The 23,381-nt window shown below is 65.4% G+C and carries 21 protein-coding genes; 8 read left to right on the top strand and 13 right to left on the bottom strand.

What is annotated here, in order from left to right; all coding sequences use genetic code 11:
- Positions 1 to 58: 58 nt before the first annotated feature.
- The 6 genes from AABD04_RS02645 to AABD04_RS02620 form a co-directional block, all read right to left on the bottom strand.
- Positions 59 to 493, bottom strand: coding sequence for a Fur family transcriptional regulator (locus AABD04_RS02645; RefSeq protein WP_243610745.1), 435 nt, complete (start codon positions 491 to 493; stop codon positions 59 to 61).
- 51 nt (positions 494 to 544) lie between these two features.
- Positions 545 to 1,180 (bottom strand): acetoacetate decarboxylase family protein, encoded by a 636-nt coding sequence (locus AABD04_RS02640; RefSeq protein WP_243594219.1) that lies wholly within the window; start codon positions 1,178 to 1,180, stop codon positions 545 to 547.
- Complete coding sequence (locus AABD04_RS02635) at positions 1,180 to 2,871, bottom strand: GMC family oxidoreductase (RefSeq protein ID WP_341440141.1); 1,692 nt, start codon at positions 2,869 to 2,871, stop codon at positions 1,180 to 1,182. The genes AABD04_RS02640 and AABD04_RS02635 overlap by 1 nt, the downstream gene beginning before the upstream one ends.
- Positions 2,868 to 4,376, bottom strand: a complete 1,509-nt coding sequence (locus AABD04_RS02630) for a flavin-containing monooxygenase (RefSeq protein ID WP_341440140.1) — start codon at positions 4,374 to 4,376, stop codon at positions 2,868 to 2,870. Before AABD04_RS02630 ends, AABD04_RS02635 begins: the two co-directional genes overlap by 4 nt.
- On the bottom strand, positions 4,373 to 4,978 hold the full coding sequence (locus AABD04_RS02625; RefSeq protein ID WP_423228110.1) for a TetR/AcrR family transcriptional regulator: 606 nt from the start codon (positions 4,976 to 4,978) through the stop codon (positions 4,373 to 4,375). The genes AABD04_RS02630 and AABD04_RS02625 overlap by 4 nt, the downstream gene beginning before the upstream one ends.
- Positions 4,979 to 5,057: 79 nt before the next feature.
- On the bottom strand, positions 5,058 to 5,210 hold the full coding sequence (locus tag AABD04_RS02620) for a hypothetical protein (RefSeq protein ID WP_341440138.1): 153 nt from the start codon (positions 5,208 to 5,210) through the stop codon (positions 5,058 to 5,060).
- Positions 5,211 to 5,429: 219 nt separating this feature from the next.
- Here AABD04_RS02620 and AABD04_RS02615 point away from each other — a divergent pair, with 219 nt between their 5' ends.
- Entirely contained in the window at positions 5,430 to 6,317 is an 888-nt protein-coding gene (locus tag AABD04_RS02615; protein WP_341440137.1) for a polysaccharide deacetylase family protein, read from the top strand.
- 34 nt (positions 6,318 to 6,351) lie between these two features.
- On the opposite strand, the gene AABD04_RS02610 is transcribed toward AABD04_RS02615, so the two are convergent.
- The 4 genes from AABD04_RS02610 to AABD04_RS02595 all read right to left on the bottom strand — a co-directional run bounded on the left by AABD04_RS02610 (position 6,352) and on the right by AABD04_RS02595 (position 11,519).
- On the bottom strand, positions 6,352 to 7,089 hold the full coding sequence (locus AABD04_RS02610; RefSeq protein ID WP_341442937.1) for a cutinase family protein: 738 nt from the start codon (positions 7,087 to 7,089) through the stop codon (positions 6,352 to 6,354).
- 331 nt (positions 7,090 to 7,420) lie between these two features.
- The gene (locus tag AABD04_RS02605) at positions 7,421 to 9,151 is read right to left on the bottom strand and encodes an HNH endonuclease signature motif containing protein (RefSeq protein ID WP_341440136.1); all 1,731 of its coding nucleotides are present in this window, start codon (positions 9,149 to 9,151) and stop codon (positions 7,421 to 7,423) included.
- A 48-nt stretch (positions 9,152 to 9,199) separates the two neighbouring features.
- Complete coding sequence (locus AABD04_RS02600; RefSeq protein ID WP_341440135.1) at positions 9,200 to 9,601, bottom strand: DUF6855 family protein; 402 nt, start codon at positions 9,599 to 9,601, stop codon at positions 9,200 to 9,202.
- A gap of 109 nt (positions 9,602 to 9,710) precedes the next feature.
- On the bottom strand, positions 9,711 to 11,519 hold the full coding sequence (locus AABD04_RS02595; protein ID WP_341440134.1) for a multicopper oxidase family protein: 1,809 nt from the start codon (positions 11,517 to 11,519) through the stop codon (positions 9,711 to 9,713).
- Between the two features lie 117 nt (positions 11,520 to 11,636).
- Here AABD04_RS02595 and AABD04_RS02590 point away from each other — a divergent pair, with 117 nt between their 5' ends.
- On the top strand, positions 11,637 to 12,707 hold the full coding sequence (locus AABD04_RS02590; RefSeq protein WP_341440133.1) for an ABC transporter ATP-binding protein: 1,071 nt from the start codon (positions 11,637 to 11,639) through the stop codon (positions 12,705 to 12,707).
- 55 nt (positions 12,708 to 12,762) lie between these two features.
- Here AABD04_RS02590 and AABD04_RS02585 read toward each other — a convergent pair whose 3' ends face one another.
- Positions 12,763 to 13,785: an aspartate-semialdehyde dehydrogenase gene (locus tag AABD04_RS02585; RefSeq protein WP_341440132.1), complete on the bottom strand. Its 1,023-nt coding sequence runs from the start codon at positions 13,783 to 13,785 to the stop codon at positions 12,763 to 12,765.
- 3 nt (positions 13,786 to 13,788) lie between these two features.
- A complete protein-coding gene (locus AABD04_RS02580; protein ID WP_032395287.1) occupies positions 13,789 to 15,054 on the bottom strand; it encodes an aspartate kinase in 1,266 nt (421 codons plus the stop codon).
- A 148-nt stretch (positions 15,055 to 15,202) separates the two neighbouring features.
- On the opposite strand from AABD04_RS02580, the gene AABD04_RS02575 reads away from it, so the two are divergent.
- The 3 genes from AABD04_RS02575 (at position 15,203) to AABD04_RS02565 (ending at position 19,437) form a co-directional block, all read left to right on the top strand.
- Positions 15,203 to 16,879 carry an FUSC family protein gene (locus tag AABD04_RS02575; RefSeq protein WP_341440131.1) on the top strand — a complete coding sequence of 559 codons (1,677 nt, stop codon included), beginning with the start codon at positions 15,203 to 15,205 and terminating at the stop codon, positions 16,877 to 16,879.
- 151 nt (positions 16,880 to 17,030) lie between these two features.
- Positions 17,031 to 18,842 (top strand): 2-isopropylmalate synthase, encoded by a 1,812-nt coding sequence (gene leuA / locus AABD04_RS02570; protein ID WP_341440130.1) that lies wholly within the window; start codon positions 17,031 to 17,033, stop codon positions 18,840 to 18,842.
- A 217-nt stretch (positions 18,843 to 19,059) separates the two neighbouring features.
- Positions 19,060 to 19,437, top strand: a complete 378-nt coding sequence (locus AABD04_RS02565; RefSeq protein ID WP_341440129.1) for a PLDc N-terminal domain-containing protein — start codon at positions 19,060 to 19,062, stop codon at positions 19,435 to 19,437.
- Here AABD04_RS02565 and AABD04_RS02560 read toward each other — a convergent pair.
- Positions 19,415 to 20,317, bottom strand: a complete 903-nt coding sequence (locus tag AABD04_RS02560; protein WP_341440128.1) for a LysR family transcriptional regulator — start codon at positions 20,315 to 20,317, stop codon at positions 19,415 to 19,417. The genes AABD04_RS02565 and AABD04_RS02560 overlap by 23 nt on opposite strands.
- A 72-nt stretch (positions 20,318 to 20,389) precedes the next feature.
- On the opposite strand from AABD04_RS02560, the gene AABD04_RS02555 reads away from it, so the two are divergent.
- The 3 genes from AABD04_RS02555 (at position 20,390) to AABD04_RS02545 (ending at position 23,372) form a co-directional block, all read left to right on the top strand.
- Complete coding sequence (locus tag AABD04_RS02555) at positions 20,390 to 21,286, top strand: EamA family transporter (protein WP_341440127.1); 897 nt, start codon at positions 20,390 to 20,392, stop codon at positions 21,284 to 21,286.
- A gap of 120 nt (positions 21,287 to 21,406) precedes the next feature.
- The gene (locus tag AABD04_RS02550; RefSeq protein WP_341440126.1) at positions 21,407 to 22,669 is read left to right on the top strand and encodes a Mur ligase family protein; all 1,263 of its coding nucleotides are present in this window, start codon (positions 21,407 to 21,409) and stop codon (positions 22,667 to 22,669) included.
- Positions 22,662 to 23,372: a type 1 glutamine amidotransferase gene (locus tag AABD04_RS02545; protein ID WP_094678202.1), complete on the top strand. Its 711-nt coding sequence runs from the start codon at positions 22,662 to 22,664 to the stop codon at positions 23,370 to 23,372. The genes AABD04_RS02550 and AABD04_RS02545 overlap by 8 nt, the downstream gene beginning before the upstream one ends.
- Positions 23,373 to 23,381: the final 9 nt, after the last annotated feature.

The raw sequence follows: 23,381 nt of genomic DNA, 5'->3' as shown, positions 1-23,381 counted from the left end.
AGAGGGCTGCTCTTCGAAAAATCTGTGAAACCGAGCGGCCCTACGCTGGACCGCAGTGTCAGACGGAATGCCTCGTGCAGTCGTCGCACAAACCCCAGAAGACGATTTCGGCTTCGTCGACGACAAATCCGTGGGTGTCCTCGGGCACGAGACAGGGTGCTGCTCCGACAACGCAGTCGACATCGACCACCACATGGCACCCCCGGCATACGAGGTGGTGGTGGTTGTCGGCCGTCCGGCTCTCGTACAGCGCGGCCGAACCGGCAGGTTCGATGCGACGTAGCAGACCTGCGTCGACGCAGGCCCTGAGCACGTCGTAGACGGCCTGAGTCGACACCGAGCCGCCGCTCTCACGGACGGCGGCAGCGATGTCGTCGGCGTCCGAATGCGGTCGGGCTGTGACCGCATTCAGGACTGCAACTCGAGGTCCAGTGACGCGAAGACCGACCGAGCGCAACTGCGCTGCGGGGTCGACGCGTTCGGTGAGCTGCATGCACTCCAGTATGCCCCTAATCTGGACTAAGTCAAGAAAAGCGGCCGACGGCTACCCGACCAGGCGCGCTTCACCCGTCCGCATCGACCCCGACACGATCTGCAACCCGAAATACGTGCCCGACGGCATCCAGCGACTCAACGTCGGGCCCTTGGCGTCGACCTCGACCCTGGCCAACCTCGCCTTGCCCTTCAAACTCGACGAGGCGACGGCCGAGCCGCCGGACACCGGCTGCGCGAAACCGATGGAGCCGAGCATCGGGAACTGCGGCCCGACGCCGCGGGATGTCGTCCGGACCGACCATTCACCGCCACTCGCCCCGGCCTCGCCAAGCACGTCGCCCTCGAAGTCGGCCAGCACCTTGGGCAGGTGCCAGTTGGTCCGGCCCCCGTGCACCGATGTCGCGGAATCGACGGCGATGAACGGCACCGCCATCCGAGGCACGCGTCCGACGTCCCGGCGCAGCGCCGGACTCGCCAGGATCTCGCGGTACGGGCCGACCGGCGACGTCGTGTAATCGACGACCATGCACATCGTGATCGGCAACGTCTTCGCACCGGCGGGTGCGAAGTCCGACGACCGGGCCCGATGCCACCAGATCGTGGCGCGGACATTCGCCGGCCACGGCGCTGCCGGACTGGCAGGCCAGTCGGTGCGCTCGGTCTCGGATTCGGTGACACTCCACATCAGGAATCCCTCCCCACGACGGTCAGGGGGAGCCGCAGGGCTCCCGGTGCAGACACCGGCACCACCGGGCGAACCGGCTGCGTGGGTGCAACTTCCTGGTACTCGCTGCCCACTGCGGGACGCTTGTCGGGCTCACCCTTGTTCGGCCACAACGCCATTACTCGCTCGGACTGCGCCGTGATCGTCAGGGACGGATTGACACCGAGGTTGGCGCTGACGGCAGAACCGTCGAGCACGTGCAGTCCTTCGTAGCCGTAGACCCGTTGGTACCCGTCGATCACTCCGGTCTGCGGCGAGTCGCCGATCGCGCAGCCACCGAGGAAGTGCGCGGTCATCGGAATGTTGACGATCTCGGCGATCGATCCGCCCGGGTCACCGCCGATCTTGTCCGCAAGCAGGCGAATGGCCTCGTGACCCTGCGGAATCCACTGCGGCGGTGGATCACCCGCACCGGGCCTGCTGGTGAGGCGACGCCCGAACGGACCCTTCTTCGATCCGAGCTCGAGCGAGTTGTCATCGGTCTGCATCACCAATGCGATGACGGTTCGCTCCGACCAACGATGGACCGACAGGCTGCGCGCCGCAGCGCCGGGGTGACGCAACGCGACGCCGAGGGTCTTGAGGATCCGCGGCATCTTGCCGCCGCCGTCGCTGAGCACGGTCTGCAAGAGACCGATAGCGTTGCTGCCCTTGCCGTATCGCACCGGCTCGATGTGCGTGTGATCGTCCGGGTGGAACGACGACGTGATCGCCACGCCCTCGTGGTAGTCGACCTCACGGCCGCGGGCGGTCGCCGCGAGCACGGCCTCGGAGTTGGTGCGCACGAGCGAACCGATCCGCTCGGACAGCCGCGGCAACGACCCCTTCTCCTTGGCCGCGAGCATCAGCTTCTGGGTGCCGTAGGTGCCGGCCGAGAAGATCACCTGATCGGCGGTGATGGTCTTCTCCTTGCGACGCAGCTTCCCGCCGGTCCGACGCGTCACCACGTCGTAGCCCGCGCCGTTCGGCCGCACGTCCACCACGGTGGTCAACGGAAGAACATGTGCGCCAGCGTGTTCCGCGAGATAGAGGTAGTTCTTGACGAGGGTGTTCTTCGCGCCGACGCGGCAGCCGGTCATGCACGCTCCGCATTCGGTGCAGCCGGTGCGCTCGGGCCCGGCACCACCGAAGAACGGGTCGGGTGCAGTTTTGCCACGGTCACCGAAGTAGACGCCCACCGGAGTCGAGGTGAATGTGTCGCCCACCCCCATGTCCTCGGCCACCTCTTTCATCACCTTGTCCGAGGCGGTGATGGTCGGGTTGGTCTCGACGCCGAGCATCCGGCGGGCCTGGTCGTAGTACGGATTCAGCTCGCGCTGCCAATCGGTGATCGAACCCCACTGCGGGTCCTCGAAGAACTTGGCCGGGGGCTGGTACAGCGTGTTCGCATAGTTCAGCGAACCTCCGCCGACACCTGCACCCGCCATCACCAGCACATCGGGTAGTAGGTGGATACGCTGCACCCCATAGCAACCCAGTGCCGGAGCCCACAGGTACTTACGCAACCGCCAGCTGGTCTTCGGTAGCTCGTCGTCCTCGAACCGGCGACCGGATTCGAGAACCGCCACCCGGTAGCCCTTCTCGACGGCCCGCAGTGCGGCGACACTGCCGCCGAAACCGGAGCCGATGATCAAAACGTCGTAGTCGCTCATGCGGATACCACCTCGTTGTCTGATTCGAGAGTGTCGGAGACGATCCGATAGTTCGAGACATCGAACTCTCGCGTCTTGTTGCGGAACCGGAATGTGTAGGTAGGCCACATCGTGGAGTTGCGACCGTTGGCGTCGAGGTACCAGCTCGAGCAGCCACCTGCATTCCACACGGTGCCGTCGAGCTCGGAATCGACCCACGAATTGTGCTGCCGCTGAGCGGATTCGTTGACCTCGACGGCCGCGATCCTGCGGTCCTTCATCTCGTTCAGCGCGGATACCACGTAGTTGGCCTGCGACTCGAGCATGTAGACGATGGAACTGTGCCCGAGGTTGGTGTTGGGGCCGTACATCAGGAACAGGTTCGGGAAGCCGGCAACGGTGGTCCCGAGATGCGCCTGCGGGCTACCACCCCAGTGCTCCGCGAGCGTCCGACCGTCGTTGCCGCGCAGCAGATGCGACACCGGCGGCTCGGTGGGGGTGAACCCCGTCGCGAAGATGATGGTGTCCACCTCGTGGTTGCGGCCCGAGGCGTCGACGACGCCGTTCTCGGTGACCGACGTCAGCCCCGACGTCACCAGATCGACGTCCGACCGGTCGAGTGTGGGCAGCCAATCGTTGGACAGCAGAAGACGTTTGCAGCCGGGTGCATAGTCCGGAGTCAGCGCCGCACGCTTTACGGGGTTCTTCACCTGTCGCTTCAGGTTGGCTTTGGCGAACACCTTCACCGCGGGCAGCATCCACGGATTGTCGGCCAGAACGGTCACATACGCCTCGCGGTAACCGTAGATGACACCGCGAACCGCGCGGTGCGCCGCAGGAACTTTCTCGTACAGAGTCCGCTCGACCCGGCCGATGGTGCGGTCCAGGCGGGGGATGACCCAGGCCGGGGTGCGCTGAAAGACCGTGAGCCGCTGGGCTTTGTCGACGATCTCGGGGACGAACTGCACTGCAGACGCGCCGGTGCCGATGACGGCGACGCGCTCGCCGGTGAGATCGTGCTCGTGGTTCCACGTCGCCGAATGGAACACCGTCCCGCCGAACGTGTCGATGCCCGGCACGTCCGGAATCTTGGGCGTCGACAGCGCACCGGTCGCCGCCACGAGGACTCTGACGCTCGTCGCACCGCGCGAGGTCTCGACGGTCCACCGTCGATCCGTCTCGCTCCAATCTGCCGACAGCAGTTCACAATCGGTGACGATGCGGTCCCGCAGGTTCAGACGATCGACCACCGAACGCAGGTAGTCGAAGAGCTCCGGTTGGCGCGCGAAAGTGTGGCTCCACTTCGGGCTCGGGGCGAACGAGAACGAGTACAGGGAGGTCGGCACGTCGCACGCACACCCCGGGTAGGTGTTGTCTCGCCACGTGCCGCCCACGTCGGATGCGCGTTCGATGACTGTCACGTCGGCATTCGGATCGTCGGCGAGGATCTTCGCCACCGCGGCCAGGCCGGCGAATCCGGCTCCGACGACGAGCACGTCGCATTTGTGGGGCAGTGCAGAATTCACGAGTCCATCACCTTTTCGGACCAGAAGGGGAGGAGCCGATCGCGCAGCTGCGCGTCGGCTTCGGGGGTACGGAACAGAGCCGATACAGCGAGCCCGCGAGCCAGCTCGACGCTGAGCTCGATGGACTCGGTGGACATGCGGCTGCCCATGACGATCTGGGCACCGCTCTGAATGGCTTCGGCGACGCGTCGTTCGAGTGGAACCATCGCCTCGTGCAGAGCCGGATCGGTGCGGGCCGCGACCCACAGCTCGAGCGCGGCATAGAACAGCGGGCCCGAGAACGCGTCGGCGAGAATCTCGGGTCCACGTTCCGGATCGGGCTCGGCTTCCAAGATTTCGGAGAGGCGGCGGTCGACGAGATGCTCGACGGCAGCGGTCACCAACGACTCCTTGGTCGGGAAGTGGTGCAGCTGCGCTCCGCGGGATACTCCGGCACGTCGCGCGATCTCCTGTGTGCTGGTCTTCGAGAAACCCAGCTCGACGAGGCACTCGATGGCTGCATCGAGCAACTTTGCGCGGGTCCCCGCGGTGCGTTCGGCCTGCGTGCGGCGCGGGGTAGGCGCGCCGTCGCTGAGCCCTGTGTCGGTAGTCACACTTTGCACAGTAGCGTCAAAACAACAAACAGTCCAGCCTGACTTTAAGTTCTGTCACAACTCCGCCCATCCGCCGTCAGGCAATAGGTCAGCTCGACAGCCAACCGTCGCACCACCCTGTCGCGCCGGCACCGGACAGTGGATCCACCATGACCAGCCATTCGGTACGCCCCGAGGACATACTCCCCGACGAACCCGACGGTGCCTCGTTCGACGGCTTCCCGATACGGGAAGGAACCATGGCGGCGTTCATCGCGAATGCGCAAGCGCTCCGTGACGTGGAACCCGCGACCGAGGCTCACGACGAACTGATTGCGACTCTGAACGAGCTGGCACCGCAGCTGGCGGCCATTGGAGTGTTCGAGGTGGGCGAGCCACAGATCGCGCACCTGGTCGACGCCGCGACATACACCGACCGACAGACAGTTTGTGCCGACTCGCCGCGGGCAATACCCCGGCCATGCCCCTCCCCTCGCACGGCCGCTTCGAGTACTCCCCCATCGTCGATCGGCCACAGTTCGAGTGGCCGGGCGACGCGCGTCTCGCTGTGTACGTCGCGGTCAACTGCGAGCACTTTCCGTACGACGACGGACAGCCCGGCCTGGGCTACACGCCCGCGATGGAGCAACCCAACACCTACAACTGGGGCTGGCGTGAATACGGCAATCGCGTCGGCGGTTTCCGCATCGCAGAGACATTGCAGCAGTGCGGAATTCGACCGACGTTGCTGGTCAACACCGAGGTGTACGAGCACGCCCCGCAGCTGACTGCGGCGTTCCGAGCACTCGACGCCGAGGTCGTCGCGCACGGCCGAACGAATGCCGTGCAACCGAACGATCTAGACGAGGATGCGGAGCGCCGCTCCATCGAGGATGTCACCGCCGCGATCGAACGACACGAGGGAACACCGCCCCGAGGATGGATGAGCCCCGGTGCCAACCCGAGCCGCGTCACCGAGGACCTCCTCGCGGAGTGCGGTTACCAGTACACCTTGGACTGGCCCGTCGACGACCAACCCGTGTGGCTTAAGACCCGCGGCGGGCCGCTGCTCAGCGTCCCGTATCCCCACGAGATCAACGACCTACCGATGTTCGTCCATCACCATCAGACCGCAGAAGCGTTCGAGCACAACATCATCGGCAGCTTCGACGAACTGAAGGAGAATTCGGCGAGACAACCGGTGGTGCTCGCCATCTCCGTACACACGTTCCTGACGGGACAGCCCTATCGACTGCGACGGTTCCGCGCTGCCCTCGAGCACCTGACCGACAACTCTGACGGCGTCTGGTTCACCACCCCCGGCGACATTGCGGCGCAGTACCACAAATCCATACGCGCAACTCCGTAACACGGGGCTATTGGTCCGACGTTCTCACGGACTCTCAGCGCGGTATTGCCCGCGCCGCGAGGTCGAGCAGCGAAGAGTCTGCGTACTTGGTGTGAATCGACACTCCACCGAGAAGAGATCCAACCTGCCAGGCCCGGGCACACAGACTCACACACCAGGCAGGGGGCTTACCCAGCGTAGGTGCGCAAACGGCATCGCCCGAAACACACACATCTCGCACATCAGGGATTGCGAACTTCTGCGGCTGGCTACCACTTCCCAAAACTGTAAAATTCTGGCCTACCCCAGATCGTGTGTCTGCGGCACCTCCGAATTTCGTCGTGAAATCGCCAGCAACCCGGTCGCCATCGGCGACGAGGAGCGGACTCCAGAGATTTACGCCTGAGATAGCTCGCTGGTCGTGCAAAACTCTGTGCATCACCATAGCTCCCTGCGAATAACCGGCAAGCATGAGGCCTTTTCCTGCGCACTCAGGACGAGACCGGTAGTCATTTAGCAATGTCTTTGTGTAATTGACTCCAACATTGATAGATCGAAAGAATGCGTTCTGACCATTCAGCTGGAAGGCGAGGGCGTGGACAGGTTGCGCGTCATAGATAACTGCTACCGCCCGCAGCCTCTGACCACCGAAGCCGTTATTCTGCATCTCGTCGTGCATCGATCGATACGCAGACCACATTGTCGAACCCAGACCCTGATAGGAGCCACTAGCCTCGCCAGACCCACGCGCCGCGATCAGCACAACATCAGCATCACGACAGGCCTGAATCATTGTCGCCAGTACGGGGGGCGGCTCGGCAGGTGCCGCCAGGGCTGGGGCACCAATCCCCACCATTTGAAGGACGACCAATGTGGTGGTCACAACAGCTGCAAGGAACGGGCCCTTCCGAGATGAAAAAGACTGGTTAGTGCTTGCCAATTTCGGGACCACGACGCCTCAAATCTGTAACGGAATATCGTCGGGATCGAGTATGGCTGCCCCGCCGAACGCAGCACCATCGTTCATTCGGACTAACAGACGGGTCGCCAAAGCGACGGCAACTGCAAGACGGCTTGGTGTCCACAGAGCTATAACTTCGAGGCCGGAGCCTGTCGAAGTGTTTTCAGGCTGCGCGCCGTTTTCGCCGGTGATAGCTGGGGATGGGTTGCCTTGTGGAGTCCACGGATTCGGGTGGGATGGCGTAGGGGTGTCCGTCGTCGCCCATGAGTAGCTGCCAGTCGCCGTGGTGGACGAGGCGGTGGCATTCCCCGCAGACGAGCGCGAGGTTGTTCAGGTCGGTGCGGCCGCCGTGTTCCCAGAATCTGACGTGGTGGGCTTGGCACCACTGCGCGGGGCGGCCGCACATCACGCAGCAGGTGTCGCGGATGGTCAGAGCGATGCGCTGGTCGTCGGAGGCGAGTCTGGTGGTTCGTCCGAGCGCGAGTGGAACGCCGTTGTGGTCGACGATGACAGGGGTCAGGTCGGCGTCACAGGTGACGAGTTCGGCGAGGGAGCGACTGATCGGGCCGGTCCAGTCGAAGTGGAACGGCCAGTCCGCGTCGCCCGGCTCGGGCGCAGACTTCTCCCCGGCTCTGTTCCCACCGGCACCACCACCCGTTGCAGCGTCGCCGCGAGCAGCCGCGTCGCCCAACACAGACTCCTGCCCGGCTCTGTTCCCACCGGCACCACCACCGGTTGCAGCGTCGCCGCGAGCAGCCCCGTCACCCGGCCCGGGCACAGACTTCTCCCCGGCTCCGTTCCCACCTGCACCACCACCGGCTGCAGCGTCGCCGCGAGCAGCGCTATCGGGACGCTGGACAGTGCCAGGGGTGCCGTCACCGCCCTTCGAGGATCCCTCCGGGACCGTGCTGGCGTCGACTGAATCCGTTGCTGTACAACAGGATTCCTTTCTTCCGCCGTGGGCGAGCAAGTCCCGCAGCGGAACGATCAGGTGCACCGACGCCCGCGACCCGCCCGCCGACCCACGAGCGCTGCCGCGGAGGTGTCGATCGAGGATCTGATCGAGTGCATCGGCCCGGCGCTTCGATGGGCTACGAGGGTCGCGCTCACCACCAGGACCTGGCCGCGGTGCCGTCAACTCCGACAGGGCGGTGAGCAGCTTCTCTGCCAGCAGCCGGTCGACGTCGCCACCGACCTGATAGCGGCCGTTGGCCAGAGGATGCAGGTCGAATCGGTTCAGGTCTGGGTTCTCCGACACCGGTCGCGGTGCGGGTTTCGGCGGAACAGGCTCAGGTGCAGGCGGTTCCGGATCGGGCAGCCTGCCGGTAGAAGTCGCGGCATCATCTCTCAGCCGCTCCTGATCTCGCCGTTCCTGTTCCTGCCGTTCTTGTTCGCGGCGTTGCTTCTCGACTTTCTCATGTCGTGCCCGAGCGTCCTCCGCCGCAGCATGCGCCAGCGCTTGCGCACGTGAGGTGACCTGACCGGCGGTGCTGCGCATCGCGGTGTCGAGGAGTTCGGCGACAATTGCGTCGCAGCGATCGTCACGCAACGTCGGGTCGGCGACCAACACGGTGTCGTAGCCCTCGGCGATCGCTGTGGCGTGCGCGGCATGGATCTCACCGCAGGCGAGGGCGTCGAGCACGGTGTTGTGATCGTGCAGCCAGTACCCCAATGCGTTCTGGCGGACGGCCGATCCGTCGGTGATCCGAACCGATCTGGCGTACCAGCGGGCGACGGACGAGTGCCCGAGCTTCATCGCCAATCCGCGTCGGTCGATCTCGGCCAGCAGAGTCAATCTGGTTGCAGCAAGCGCATTCTCGTGGGAAGTCACGTCAGCGAGCGCGGAGACCAATTCCTGGTCCCCGAGCCCGAACACATCCCCCCATGTCTTCACCCCACGAAAGCTATACCCGCCCACCGACAGACTTTTTCGATGACTCCGCTACAAGGCACGCATGCTGTTGTTCCGAGCATTGTGGGTCAGTTCGGCCAGGCCGAGCTCCTCGAGTAGCGGCGGCAGATACATTCCGAAGCGGCCGCGATATCCGTTCCTGAGCCCGTACCAGCCGCCGACCGGGTTGTCGGGCGAGCGCCCCCACGCTTCGACCGTGCCCGCAGCAGCCGGCTTCTTCTCGTCCGCGGCACCGAGTAATACCCACTCGGCCCGCTCGGTGAGCCAGACGTGCAGATCTTCGACTGCCTCGATGCGGTACCGCAGGGTTGTCGACCCCACCTGGCACACGAGGGCGGGTGGCTCGTGGTCGGGATCGCGATACATGGTGTACGCCGATGTGCCGGGCGCTGTGGTGAGAGTCCAGGGATCGGATGTGGTTCCACTGCCCATTGCCGGGGTCCGTTCCGTTGTCGAGTGCGCTACGCGGCAGGGTCAGTGTGGGCCGACCTTCCTGTGAACGCAACAGGCTCCCGACCTCGGAAGGGTTGGGGTAGGTGCGTCAGGGAGCGACGGTGCGGTACCGCAACATCATTTCGTGGTCCTCGTGGTCGAGCATGTGGCAGTGCCACATGTACCCCTGCAGCTCACTGGAACCGCCCATGTCATGCCCACCGTGTTCACCGCCGTGATGCCCGGCCGGGCCGGCGAAGGTGGCGTCGGGATCGAAGCCGAGTTCGTCGGCCGTCGGGAATCGGACGAGGATCTGCGTGACCGTGCCCGGGTACGTGTTGACGGTGTCCTTCCACCCGGCCTCCCAGGTGGCCGGCGGTACCGATGGACCGGTGAGGAACTTCTCCACCGGCGGAGCCCATTTGGTGCCGAACGTCGGCCGGGGGAAGTCGCGCTGATACGCCGCGAGATCGATGGGAATGCGTCCGAGCGTCCGAAAGTGCGCCAGGTGCAGGTGAATCGGGTGCGGCTCCACCGTCGTGTTGACGATGTTCCACACCTCAACCGTGCCCTGCTTGGGCATCTCGATGTCCGGGTCCGAGTACCGCAGGTTGTTCAGGTTCATCAATGTCATGTCCAGGTTCAGCCCACCGGACGGTTGGTTGACGGTGACGGTTCGCGTGAAGGTCGCAGTCGGCAACGGCGGCAACACATCCGGCTGGCCCTTACCGCCGCGTAGCAACGACGGCATCCCGCCGCGGAAGCCTGCGGCGGACGCGACGCGGAACTGACAGAACAGCGGCATCGGCACCGCACCGAGGGACGCAGCCTGAGCGGGGGGCGGCTCGTCGTTGAGCAGCTCGATCAGCGCGCCCGGCTCGACGGCTCCGAAGTCGACGAGGATGTCGACGCGCTCGGCAGGCGCGAGTCGGATGCTGGTGGCTTCCACCGGGGCGTCGAGCAATCCACCGTCGTTCCCGATGACCCAGAAGCGAAGTCTGTTGGTGAAGAACAGGTTCCACACACTGTACGAACCGGCGTTGACGACTCGCAGTCGGTACATGCCGCGGGCGACTTCCATCGTCGGCCAGATCTTGCCGTTGACGACGCCCACGTCGCCGGTTCCGCCGCCTTCCCACTTGCCCTGCGGCACAGTGATATTGGACCGGATGCTCATACTGCCGTCGGGGTTCATGATCTTTTCCTGCAGAACCAACGGCAACTCGAACTCACCCGAGGGCAGGCCGAGCGCGTTGTCGGAAGTGCCGGTGTCCCAACGGTCTCGCACCAGGTTCATACCGAGCAGGCCGGCGTAGACGTTGATGCGCGTCATCGACATGGCGTGGTCGTGGTACCAGAGTCCCGCGGCGTCGTTGAGCCCCGAGAAGTTGTGCGTCATCGACTCACCCGGGCGCACCAGCATTTCGGAGTGCCCGTCGCTCGCCGGCTCGGTGATGGCACCGTGCAGGTGCAGCGCCGTCGGCGTCATCGTGCGGTCAATCTCGCTCATGCCGTGCAGCGAGGTGTCGACGTCGGCGGCGAGTGGGTTGCCCACCGTGGTGTTGGAATACTTCAGCGTCCAGGGCTGACCGGTCTGCGACTCGATGGTGGGGCCCAGGTAGTCGCATTGGCCGTAGCCGAACGTGGGCCCGGGTCGAAGATCGGCGTGGAACGCGTGGGTGGAGCTGTGCGCGTCGAGCGAGATCTCCGTGCCGCTGATCAGCGGCAACCGGGGCAGCTCGTCGCGGAACGGCGTCAGCGGCGGAGAATGGAACAGCAGGGGGCTTTGGCCGCGGAGGAAGTCGTCCGCCAGTGCTCGACGCGTCGTCGACGCCACCGGGAGTGCCGCAGCACCGGCAGCTACTGCGGCGACGGCCAGCCCTCGCAGGGCGGTTCGTCTGGACACAGAGCCGCTCACCCTGCCACCTCTCTCCTGGTTGTGATTGGGGACATACTATGTGCTCGTCGGCTCCCGCCGTCACCCCACACTCGGATCGTCCGGCACGTTCCTGCCGGTGGAGGGATTTATTTCGTCATGGCAACAATCTCGTTCGAGCGCACGACCAGGCTTTTTCCCGGATCCGACACCCCCGCGGTGAACGAGCTCGACCTGCACATCGAAGACGGTGAGTTCCTCGTTCTGGTCGGCCCCTCCGGCTGCGGCAAGTCGACGTCGCTCCGCATGCTCGCCGGGCTGGAGGAGGTCAACTCGGGACGCATCCTCATCGGCGGCAAGGATGTCACCAATTCCGAACCCAAGGATCGCGACATCGCGATGGTGTTCCAGAACTACGCTCTGTACCCGCACATGACCGTCGCCGAGAACATGGGGTTCGCGCTCAAGCTGGCGAAGGCGAACAAGGAAGACATTCGCACTCGCGTCGAGGAGGCTGCGAAGCTGCTCGACCTGGAGCCGTACCTCGACCGCAAGCCCAAGGCGCTGTCGGGCGGTCAGCGTCAGCGAGTTGCCATGGGCCGCGCCATCGTTCGGCAGCCGCAGGTGTTCCTCATGGACGAGCCTCTGAGCAACCTCGACGCCAAACTCAGGGTTCAGACGCGGACGCAGATCGCTCAGTTGCAGCGCCGGCTCGGCACCACGACCGTGTACGTCACCCACGACCAGGTCGAGGCCATGACTATGGGCGATCGCGTCGCCGTCCTCAAAGGTGGTGTGCTGCAACAGTGCGCCACACCGCGCGAGCTGTACCGCACCCCGGTCAATGCATTCGTCGCGGGGTTCATGGGCTCACCGTCGATGAACCTGTTCCGCGCGCCGGTCACCGACGGCGGCGTCCGCCTGGCCGACCAGGTGATTCCGGTGCCGCGTCAGACCCTCGGTTCTGCCACCGAGGTGATGTTCGGCATTCGGCCCGAGCACATCGAAATCGCGAGCAGCGGAATTGCTCTCGAGATCGACGTGGTCGAGGAACTCGGTTCCGAGGCATTCGTGTTCGGACGCGCGGACATCAACGGCACTACCGAATCGATCGTCGCTCGGGCCGACTGGCGCAGCCCACCCGAGAAGGGCGACCGCGTCCACGTCCGCATCGACGAGGCCCATGCGCACATCTTCGACGCCTCGGCCGAAGGCCTTCGCCTCAACTGACGTGTCCCCTCGTGCGCGTTGTGCGTAGCTCCAGCTACGCACAACGCGCACGGCTTCAGACCAGCAGCTCGGCGATCTGAATGGTGTTGAGCGCGGCACCCTTACGCAGGTTGTCGCCCGCGACGAACAGGGCAAGTCCGCGGCCCTCGGGAACGCCCGGATCCTGACGGATGCGGCCGACCAAGGAGTCGTCCTTGCCTGCGGCGTCGAGCGGGGTCGGGACGTCGACCAGCGACACACCCGGTGCCGATGCGAGCAGTTCGCGAGCACGCTCCACCGAGAGCGGGCTGGCGAACTCGGCGTTGATCGACAACGAGTGACCGGTGAACACCGGCACGCGCACGCACGTTCCGCTGACCAGCAGGTCCGGCAGGCCGAGGATCTTGCGCGATTCGTTGCGCAGCTTCTGGTCCTCGTCGGTCTCGCCCGATCCGTCGTCCACCAACGCACCGGCCAGCGGCAGGACGTTGAAGGCGATGGGCGCGACGTACTTGTTCGGGGCCGGGAAATCCACCGACGAACCGTCGTGCACCAGCTTTTCGACGTCGCCCATGACGGCGCGCGCCTGGGTGGCGAGTTCCTCGACACCGGCGAGTCCGCTACCGGACACGGCCTGGTAACTCGAGACGATCAGACGCTGCAGGCCTGCTTCGTCGTGCAGCACCTTGAGCACCGGCATCGCGGCCATGGTGGTGCAGTTGGGGTTGGCGATGATGCCGCGGGGCGGGTTCTTCGCTGCCTCGGGGTTGACCTCGCTGACCACCAGCGGCACGTCGGAGTCCTTGCGAAACGCAGACGAGTTGTCGATGACGGTGGCACCTGCCGCGGCGAATCGCGGTGCCTGCTCGCGCGAGAGGGTGGCACCCGCCGAGAACAGTGCGATGTCGATTCCGGTGAGGTCTGCGGTGGACGCGTCCTCGACGACTATCTCCTCGCCGCGGAACGGCAGCTTCTTACCCGCCGAACGAGCGGAGGCGAAGAATCGAACGGTGTCGGCGGGGAAGTTGCGCTCCTCCAACAGGGTTCGCATGACAGCACCGACCTGGCCGGTGGCTCCTACGACTGCAACTGTGGTCATCTTCTATCGTCCTGTTCCTGCGTGTACGACGGCTTCTTCGTCGCCACCGAGATCGAAGGCGGCGTGCAGCGCGCGTACTGCCTCGTCGAGCTGAGTGTCGCTGCACAGCACCGAGATACGGATCTCGGAGGTGCTGATCAGGTCGATGTTGATGCCGGCGTCGGCGAGGGCCTCACAGAACGTCGCGGTGACGCCGGGGTGGCTCTTCATGCCGGCACCGACGAGCGAGACCTTGCCGATGTGATCGTCGTAGAGCACCTGAGCGAAGCCGATCTCGGCTTGGAGCTTGGTGAGCTTCTCCACTGCCGTCGGGCCGTCGGCCTTGGGGCAGGTGAACGTGATGTCGGTCTTGCCGGTGTCGATCTTGGACACGTTCTGCAACACCATGTCGATGTTGATCTCGGAATCTGCTACGGCGCGAAAGACCTTGGCGGCGTAGCCCGGGGTGTCGGGCAGACCGACGACGGTGACCTTCGCCTCGCTGCGATCGTGTGCGACGCCGGTGAGAATTGCTTCTTCCACTGGAATGTCCTCCATAGATCCGGAGACGATCGTTCCGGGTTTTGTGGTGTACGACGAGCGCACATGAACGGGAACGTTGTAGCGACGGGCATATTCGACGCAGCGCAGCATGAGCACCTTCGCGCCGCAGGCCGCCATCTCCAGCATCTCCTCGAACGAGACGGTGTCGAGGTGCCGAGCGTTGGGCACGATGCGCGGATCGGCGGTGAAGATGCCGTCGACGTCGGTGTAGATCTCGCAGACGTCGGCGTTCAGTGCTGCGGCGAGCGCAACGGCGGTGGTGTCGGAACCTCCGCGCCCGAGCGTGGTGACGTCCTTGCTGTCCTGGCTGACGCCCTGGAATCCGGCGACGAGGACGATCGAGCCCTCGTCGAGTGCGCTGCGGACGCGTCCCGGGGTGACGTCGATGATCTTGGCGTTGCCGTGCACGCTGGTGGTGACGACGCCTGCCTGGGAGCCGGTGAACGACCGAGCCTCGGCACCGAGCGAGTGGATGGCCATCGCGACCAGCGCGTTGGAGATGCGTTCACCCGAGGTGAGCAGCATGTCCATCTCGCGGGCCGGCGGTGCCGGGCACACCTGCTGAGCCAGGTCGAGCAGTTCGTCGGTGGTGTCGCCCATGGCCGACACGACCACGACGACGTCGTTGCCTGCCTTCTTGGTCTCGACGATTCGTTCAGCGACGCGTCGGATACGTTCGGCGGTCCCCACCGACGATCCACCGTACTTCTGGACGATGAGAGCCACGCGTATTACCTCCGCTGGATAGCCGACAACCGTTCGATTGTCCGCGGGTCACCTTACCGAGCGAGCGGCCCGAACAGTGGTCCGGGTAGCTCCGAGCTGGGAGTTCAGGGTGGTTCGCCTGCGGATATGCCTGTCCTAACATGTTCGAGTGACCGTTCCCGAGCATCGCCCACCCCCGCCGGCTCGAGGTCTGAAGGTGCTCTTCGGGCTTCCCGCTGTCGGCCGTCGTTGGCCCGGTGGACTGCGCTCGGCTCTCGCGTTCGGGATCCCCGCGATCGCGGCGTGGGTGCTCGGATTCCACGCCGAGGCACTGCTGGTGGTCTCGGGCAGTTTCGCCGTCATCTACGGCGAAGGTCGTCCCTATCGCTCACGATGGTGGGTGGTTCCGACCGCGGGCGGTGCGTTGACGGCGTCGGTGTGGCTCGGCGCGACGGCCGGGCAGTTAGCACTCGATCTCGGCAACACCGGATGGGCGCAGATGATCCCGGTGGCGGTGCTGTCACTGCTGGCTCTCGTCGCGGTGTACGTCATCGCCGCGCTGCGACTGGGACCGCCGGGAGCGTTCTTCTTCGTGCTGGTGTGCGCGGTGTCGTCGTACGTCCCCGGAGCCGGCATCGGTGCCGGGCACGCAGCGGCCTGTGCGGCCATCGGTGTCGCGTCGGCGCTGCTGGTGGCGATGTCCGGGGTGCTGTGGGATCCGCGTGGACCCGAGCGCGAGGCCGTCGGAGCCGCGGTGGGTGCCATCGAGAGATACACGGGCTCGCCGACGGCGTCTGCGGCCGACCGTCACGCGGCCGCCGCGCGTCTGCATTCGGCCTGGTCTGCGGTGTACGACGCGGGTGCCGCGCGGTTGTCGTCGAGGCCGGTACTGGTTCGGAGATTGTTCGACGCGCACCTGGCTTTCGCGGCGACGATCTCCGAACGGGCGGATCCGGATCGCGCGGTCGACGCCGTGCCCGATCAGCTGCCGCTGGCTCGGCCGGGCGTCGGGTATCGGTTGCGGCGCTCGCTGCATCGGGACTCGCATGCGGCCTCTACGGCCATGCGGGTGTTCTGCGCGGCAGCGGCCGCGGGCAGTCTCAGCGTCGCGCTGGGTCTGAGCCGACCGGACTGGGCGATCCTCGGTGCCGTTCTGGTCTTGCAGCAGGGTCCCGATCGGGTGCACGGCACCTATCGGGGACTGCAGCGGCTCGGCGGAACTCTCGCCGGCGTGGCGTTGTTCGCGGCCATCTTCCTCTCCCCGCTGACCGGCCTGGCCGTGATCGTGGTGCTGATGGTGTTGCAGTTCGCGATCGAGGTGTCGGTGGCGCGCAACTACGGCCTGGCGGTCACGTTCATCACCCCGCTGGCCCTGCTGATGGGCACGCTCACGCACCCGGGGGCCGTGTTGCAGGACATCGTCGTCGACCGGATCGTGGAAACGACGGTGGGCGTGGCTTTCGCCTTCGCGGCCCTGTGGCTGCTTCTTCCCGCGGCGTTTCGTCGCACTCTGAGGTGGTCCGACGGCCGAGTTCTGTCGCTTTCTGCCGAACTGCTGACGGTGGTGCGCACCGAGGACGTGGCGGCGGCGAAAGCTCTCGCTGTGCGGCGGGACGTTCAGTTCGAGCTCGTCGGGTCCGCTCTCGCAGGTGCCGAGGCCGCGCACAACGATCGGCGGTGGGCGCACCGGGTGTGGGCCCAGCACGCCGAGGTCGACCGCTTCGGGTACCAGCTGCTCGCGCACTGTTGGACGGTGACCGACGTCGGACGAATGGATGACATCGAGCAGTGGCAACGTCGACTCGACGTGGTGACCACAGAATTCGACGCGTCAACCCTGGGGTGAGCCGTCGGCGAGCGGTAGTACACTCGGCCCATGCTGCGAGCTCTCCTTCTTAACAGCCGCGACGGGGTCTGAGACCAGACTGGCTTCCCGTCGCGGGGTTCGTTGCGCCGGTCGAACACATTGCTCTGATCTGTACGGAGAGACGAAGACCATGTCACCAGCCGACGCATTCACCTCGGGATCTCGCACCATCACCCCGCCCTCGCGGCCCGCTCCCAGCGACCAGCCTGCGTGGAACACCCAGAAGAACTCCTCGATGCCCACGTTCCGCTATCGGCCGTTCGCCGAGGAAGTGGAGCCGATCACCCTCCCCGACCGCACGTGGCCGGACAAGATCATCGACCGGACGCCGCAGTGGTGCGCCGTGGATCTGCGCGACGGCAACCAGGCGTTGATCGACCCGATGAGCCCGGCCCGCAAGCGCAGGATGTTCGACCTGCTCGTCCGCATGGGCTACAAGCAGATCGAGGTCGGGTTCCCGTCGGCCAGCCAGACCGACTTCGACTTCGTCCGCGAGATCATCGAGGACGGCGCGATCCCCGACGACGTCACCATCCAGGTGCTGACCCAGTGCCGTCCCGAGCTGATCGAGCGCACCTTCGTCGCGTGCGAGGGTGCCCGCAGCGTCATCGTGCACTTCTACAACTCGACGTCGATCCTGCAGCGCCGGGTGGTGTTCCGGGCCGAGCGTGATGTCATCAAGAAGATCGCCACCGACGGTGCCCGCAAGGTCCTCGAGGAAGCAGCCAAGTTCCCCGATACCGACTGGCGCTACGAGTACTCCCCCGAGTCGTACACCGGCACCGAGCTCGCGTACGCCAAAGAGGTGTGCGACGCGGTCACCGCGATCATCGACCCCACCCCCGCCAAGCCACTGATTCTGAATCTGCCTGCCACCGTCGAGATGGCGACGCCCAACGTGTACGCGGACTCGATCGAGTGGATGAGCCGCAATCTCGATCGCCGCGACAGCATCGTGCTGTCACTGCATCCGCACAACGACCGCGGAACCGGTGTCGCAGCAGCAGAACTCGGCTACCAGGCCGGCGCAGACCGCATCGAGGGATGCCTGTTCGGCAACGGTGAACGCACCGGCAACGTCTGCCTGGTCACGCTCGGACTGAACCTGTTCACCCGCGGCGTCGATCCGCAGATCGACTTCTCCAACATCGACGAAATTCGCCGAACGGTCGAGTACTGCAACCAGCTGCCCGTCGCCGAGCGTCACCCCTACGGCGGCGACCTGGTCTACACGGCCTTCTCCGGCAGCCACCAGGACGCCATCAACAAGGGCCTGGACGCGATGAAAGTCACTGCGGACGAACAAGGTACGGACATCGGAGATGTCACCTGGCAGGTTCCGTACCTGCCCGTTGACCCGAAGGATGTCGGTCGCACCTACGAGGCGGTCATCCGCGTCAACTCGCAGTCGGGCAAGGGTGGCGTCGCGTACATCATGAAGTCCGATCACGGACTGAACCTGCCGCGTCGACTGCAGATCGAGTTCTCCCAGGCCGTGCAGCGCATCACCGACGGTGAGGGCGGCGAGGTCTCGCCCAAGGAGATGTGGGACGTCTTCGCCGAGGAGTACCTGACCCCGATCCGGCCGCTCGAGCGCATCAAGCAGTCGGTGCAGGCTGCAGAGGTGGACGGCGGAACCGACACGATCGTCGCGACGGTGAAGGTCGACGGCGTCGAGCAGGAAATCTCCGGATCCGGCAATGGCCCCCTCGCCTCGTTCGTCGACGCGCTGTCCACCATCGGCTACGACGTCAGCGTCCTCGACTATTCCGAGCACGCGATGTCCGCAGGCGACGACGCTCAGGCCGCGGCCTACGTCGAAGCCTCTGTCACCTCCCCTGACGGAGTCGCCACCACCGTCTGGGGCGTCGGAATCGCGACGTCGATCACCACCGCCTCACTGCGCGCAGTGGTCTCGGCTGTGAACCGCGCACTGAAATAGGTTCTCTGCTCGACGGCACGCCGCTCACCTTTCGGGGTGGGCGGCGTGTTGCATTGTCGAGCCCTCACGTGAACGAGAGTGAATATCGCGTCCGCGATCGATGCTCGCGCCGAGTCCGATCGCGGGTACCCAAAGGGACCAAAGACCCGTGCGCACGGGGTGCCGCCACTGCCACACTGAACTCCTGGCAGCCCACACAATTGAACGGAGATCGATCATGGACTCTTTCTGGGATTTCCTCTGGCTCCTCATCGTTGGATTCGCATTCGTGGCCTACCTCATGGTGATGTTCTCGATCATCGGAGATCTTTTTCGGGACCACAAGACATCCGGGTTCGTCAAGGCTCTGTGGGTGCTCTTCCTCATCATTGCGCCGTTCCTGACCGCGTTGATCTACCTCATCGCGAACGGCAGCAAGATGGCCAAGCGCGAGAGTGCTGCCCTGCAGCACGCCCAGGAGCAGCAGGAGGACTACATCAGGCACGTCGCCGGCCGATCGTCATCCGAGGAGATTGCTCGCGCAAAGACGTTGCTGGACAACGGAACCATCGATCAGAACGACTTCGACACGATCAAGGCCAAAGCGCTGGCCTGAATTCGGCTTCCGCTCGGAACGCGTCGAGAACAGCAGCGTTCGCCGGTAACCGCGCAGCGTCGCGCCTCGTCGCCAGTTCGTAGATGCGGCCTGCGCGTACACCGGACAGTTCTCGACGCACCAGACCCGGATGGACAACGGAGTAACGCGGCATCAGCGCCACTCCGTGACCGGCTGCAACAAGAGCTTCCGTCACTCGAAAGTCGTTGATGCGCTGGACCACTCGTGGCTCGACGCCGGTGACGGCGGCAACGGAGAGCAGCACGTCGTCCACGGGGAATCCGCCGCGGACGCTGATCCACCGCTCGTCGGCCAGCTCTCTCAGATCCACCGTTTCGTGCTGTGCCAGTGCATGATCGGGAGGCAGCACCAGATCGATGGGTTCGCGCATCAGGGTCATCACTTCGATCCGCGGGCCTGCCGTCGACGGTGCCCGATCGTCCCGGTGGGTGAGCACCACGTCGTAGTCGGCGAGTAGTTCGGGCACCGAGGATGCCGGCAGATCCTCGTCGCGGGCGTCGATGTCGACGTCCGAGCCCGCGAGACGGGTCAACACTCCGGGTAGGAGCAGCGCGGCACCGGAGGGGAACAGGGCCACGCGGACACGTCCCCGCGGGGAGGCTCGATAGCGGTCCATCTCCGCCGCGGCGCGGGCCAGGGCAGCGAGAACATCGTCGGTTCTCAGCACCAGGGCACGTCCGGCGTCGGTGAGGCGCAGCCGGCGGCCGTCGGGTTCGAGCAGTGTCACGCCGGCCTCGCGAGCCAGCAACTTGAGCTGTTGAGACACCGCCGACGGAGTCATCGACATCGCATCGGCGACCGATGCAACGGTTCCACGGTCGGCAAGTTCCGCCAGGATCCGGAGCCGCTCCACATTCATGCAGACAATCTTAACTGTTGATGCGGATATATTCGATTGTGCTGATCATTTGCTGTCGTCACGATCGACGGCATGACCACCCGCGACCGCCTGCTCGGATTGACCGTCGCCGTGCTGTGGGGGCTGAACTTCCTCGCCATCCGCGTCGGGCTCGATCACTTCCCGCCCTTCTTCTTCGCCGCGCTGCGGTTCCTGGTCATCGCCGTTCCGGTCGTGATCTTCGTCCCGCGGCCGAAGGTGCCCCTGAAGTGGTTGCTGCTCTACGGCTTCGGATTCGGCTTTCTTCAGTTCGCCTTCCTGTTCGCAGCGATGGCGGCAGGCATGCCCACCGGGTTGGCGTCGCTCGTATTGCAGTCGTCCGCGCCGTTCACCGTCGTTCTCGGCGCGCTGTTACTACGCGAACACGTCAGCCGCAGGCAGGCGATCGGGATCGGTGTGGCCGTGCTCGGCATGGTGCTCATCGGGTGGGATCGTGCCCAGAACGCCACCCTGCTGCCGGTGATCCTCACCCTCCTCGCCGGTCTCGGCTGGGCCTTCGGCAACCTGGGAAATCGACTCGCCAAGTCCGATTCCCCGATGACGCTGATGCTCTGGATGACCGTCATCCCGCCCGTGCCGATGCTGGCGCTCTCGGCGATCACCGAGGGTCCGAGCACCGGCTGGCACGCCCTCGCCGAGTCGTTCGGTCCGCAGGGCTGGCCCGGACTGGTCGCGTTGGCCTACATCGTGATCCCGGCCACCATCATCGGCAGCGGCCTGTGGAGCATTTTGATGAGTCGCAACCCCGCCGGACTGGTCGCGCCGTTCTCACTGCTGGTTCCCGTGGTGGGCATCGCCGGTGCCTGGGTCTTTCTCGGCGAGAACCCGTCCGTGCTGGCCCTGATCGGCGGTGCCGTCGTGATCGGCGGCTGCCTCGGCGGTATGGCCGTCCGGCGGCCCGTCGAAGTACAGGAGAAAGCGCCGGTGTGAGGGGCGGGAGTGGAGCCTGCGGAACGACCCAGGGCGGGGCGGGAGTGGAGCCTGCGGAACGACCCAGGGGTAGAAACCGCCGACGTGAAACTGCATGCTCTTTTGTGCCAGACTCGGCGGATGGTTGAAGTGGGTGAGCGCAGACGTATCGGCGCACGTGGCCGCGTGGCACTGCGCGCGGCGGAGCTGGCGACCTGGGCGTCCCGTAAAGCAGGCCGCGGTAAGGGATCGATGATCGGCGGGCTCGTCGCCCTCAAGATCGATCCGAACATCCTCGGCGGACTCGGCCGTGGTCGACGCACCGTCATCGTCACCGGAACCAACGGCAAGTCCACCACCACCAGAATGACCGCCGCGGCCCTGGCCACCCTCGGCGACGTGGCCACCCAGGCGGATGGCGCGAACATGGACGCGGGCATCGTCGCAGCCCTGCACGCGCACTTCGATGCCGAACTGGCTGCCCTAGAAGTCGACGAACTGCACGTCCCGCATGTGTCCGACGCGGTGGACCCGGCGGCCATCGTGTTGCTCAATCTCAGTCGCGATCAGCTCGACCGCGTGGGCGAGATCAACATGATCGAACGCAAGCTGCGCGCCGGATTGGCCCGGCACCCCGAGACCGTCGTCATCGCCAACTGCGACGACGTCCTGGTCACCTCGGCCGCATTCGACGCCCCGAACGTCGTGTGGGTCGCCGCCGGTGGCGGGTGGGCGGGCGACTCGGTCAGCTGCCCACGCACTGGCGAACCCATCCTCTGGGAGGGCGAACACTGGTACAGCACCGGCAGCGACTTCAAGCGTCCGACCCCGGATTGGTGGCTGGACGAGGAGAACCTCTACGGACCCGACGGACTCGTCCTGCCGATGACGTTGTCGCTGCCCGGAAAAGCCAACCGCGGCAACGCAGCTCAAGCAGTAGCCGCCGCGGTGACGCTGGGCGCGACCGCGGAAGATGCTGTCGCAGCCGCGTCGAGCGTGGACGAGGTCGCCGGGCGCTACTCCACCATCCAGTACGGATCCCATTCCGTCCGAATGCTTCTCGCCAAGAACCCCGCCGGCTGGCAAGAGGCGCTGTCGATGATCGACCCCACCTGTGACGGACTGGTCATCGCCGTGAACGGTCAGGTACCGGACGGCGAGGACCTGTCGTGGCTGTGGGACGTTCGCTTCGAGCATTTCGAGAACGTCGCTGTCGTCGCCGCCGGTGAGCGCGCGACAGACCTGGGAGTGCGGCTCCTCTACGCCGGTTCGCAGCACACCACCATCGCAAATCCGTTGCAGGCCATCGCTTCCTGCCCACCGGGACGCGTCGAGGTACTCGCCAACTACACCGCGTTCCGTGATCTCGGTCGCGCGCTGGCACGTGAGGTGAAGGATGTCTGAGTCCACCGTTCGCATCGGCCTCGTTCTGCCCGACGTGATGGGCACGTACGGCGACAACGGCAACGCGCTCATTCTGCGACAGCGGCTGCGCATGCGCGACATCGACGCCGAGGTCGTGCAGATCACCCTCAGCGATCCGGTTCCCGATTCACTCGACGTGTACACCCTTGGCGGAGCAGAGGATTCGGCTCAACGCCTGGCGACGCGTCACCTCACCCGATATCCAGGATTGCAGAACGCCGCGGCTCGCGGTGCCCCCGTGCTGGCGATCTGCGCCGCGATCCAGGTACTCGGCCACTGGTACGAGACCTCCGCCGGAGAACGCGTCGACGGCATCTCCCTGTTCGACGTCACCACCGCTCCGCAGGCCACCAGGTCCATCGGCGAGGTCGTCACCGAACCTGCGCTCGACGGCCTGACGCAGAAACTCACCGGCTTCGAGAACCACCGCGGTGGAACGACTCTCGGCCTGGATGCGTCCCCACTCGCCAAGGTCACCCACGGGGTGGGCAATGGCGTCGGCGACGGTCGCGAAGGCGTCGTACAAGGTTCTGTGATCGGCACGTACATGCACGGCCCGGTTCTCGCCCGAAACCCGGAGTTGGCGGACTACCTGCTGGAGCGGGCCTTGGGTACGACTCTCGCTCCGCTCGAGCTGCCGGAGGTGGCTCGCTTGCGCGAGGAGCGGCTTCGCCGCACGTGAACGAAACTT

The sequence above is a fragment of the Rhodococcoides navarretei genome (assembly GCF_038069675.1).
GTDB classification, from domain to species: Bacteria; Actinomycetota; Actinomycetes; order Mycobacteriales; family Mycobacteriaceae; genus Rhodococcoides; species Rhodococcoides navarretei.
The sequence above is the reverse complement of the archived record's forward strand: the minus strand, read 5'-3'. Positions and strand labels throughout refer to the sequence as shown.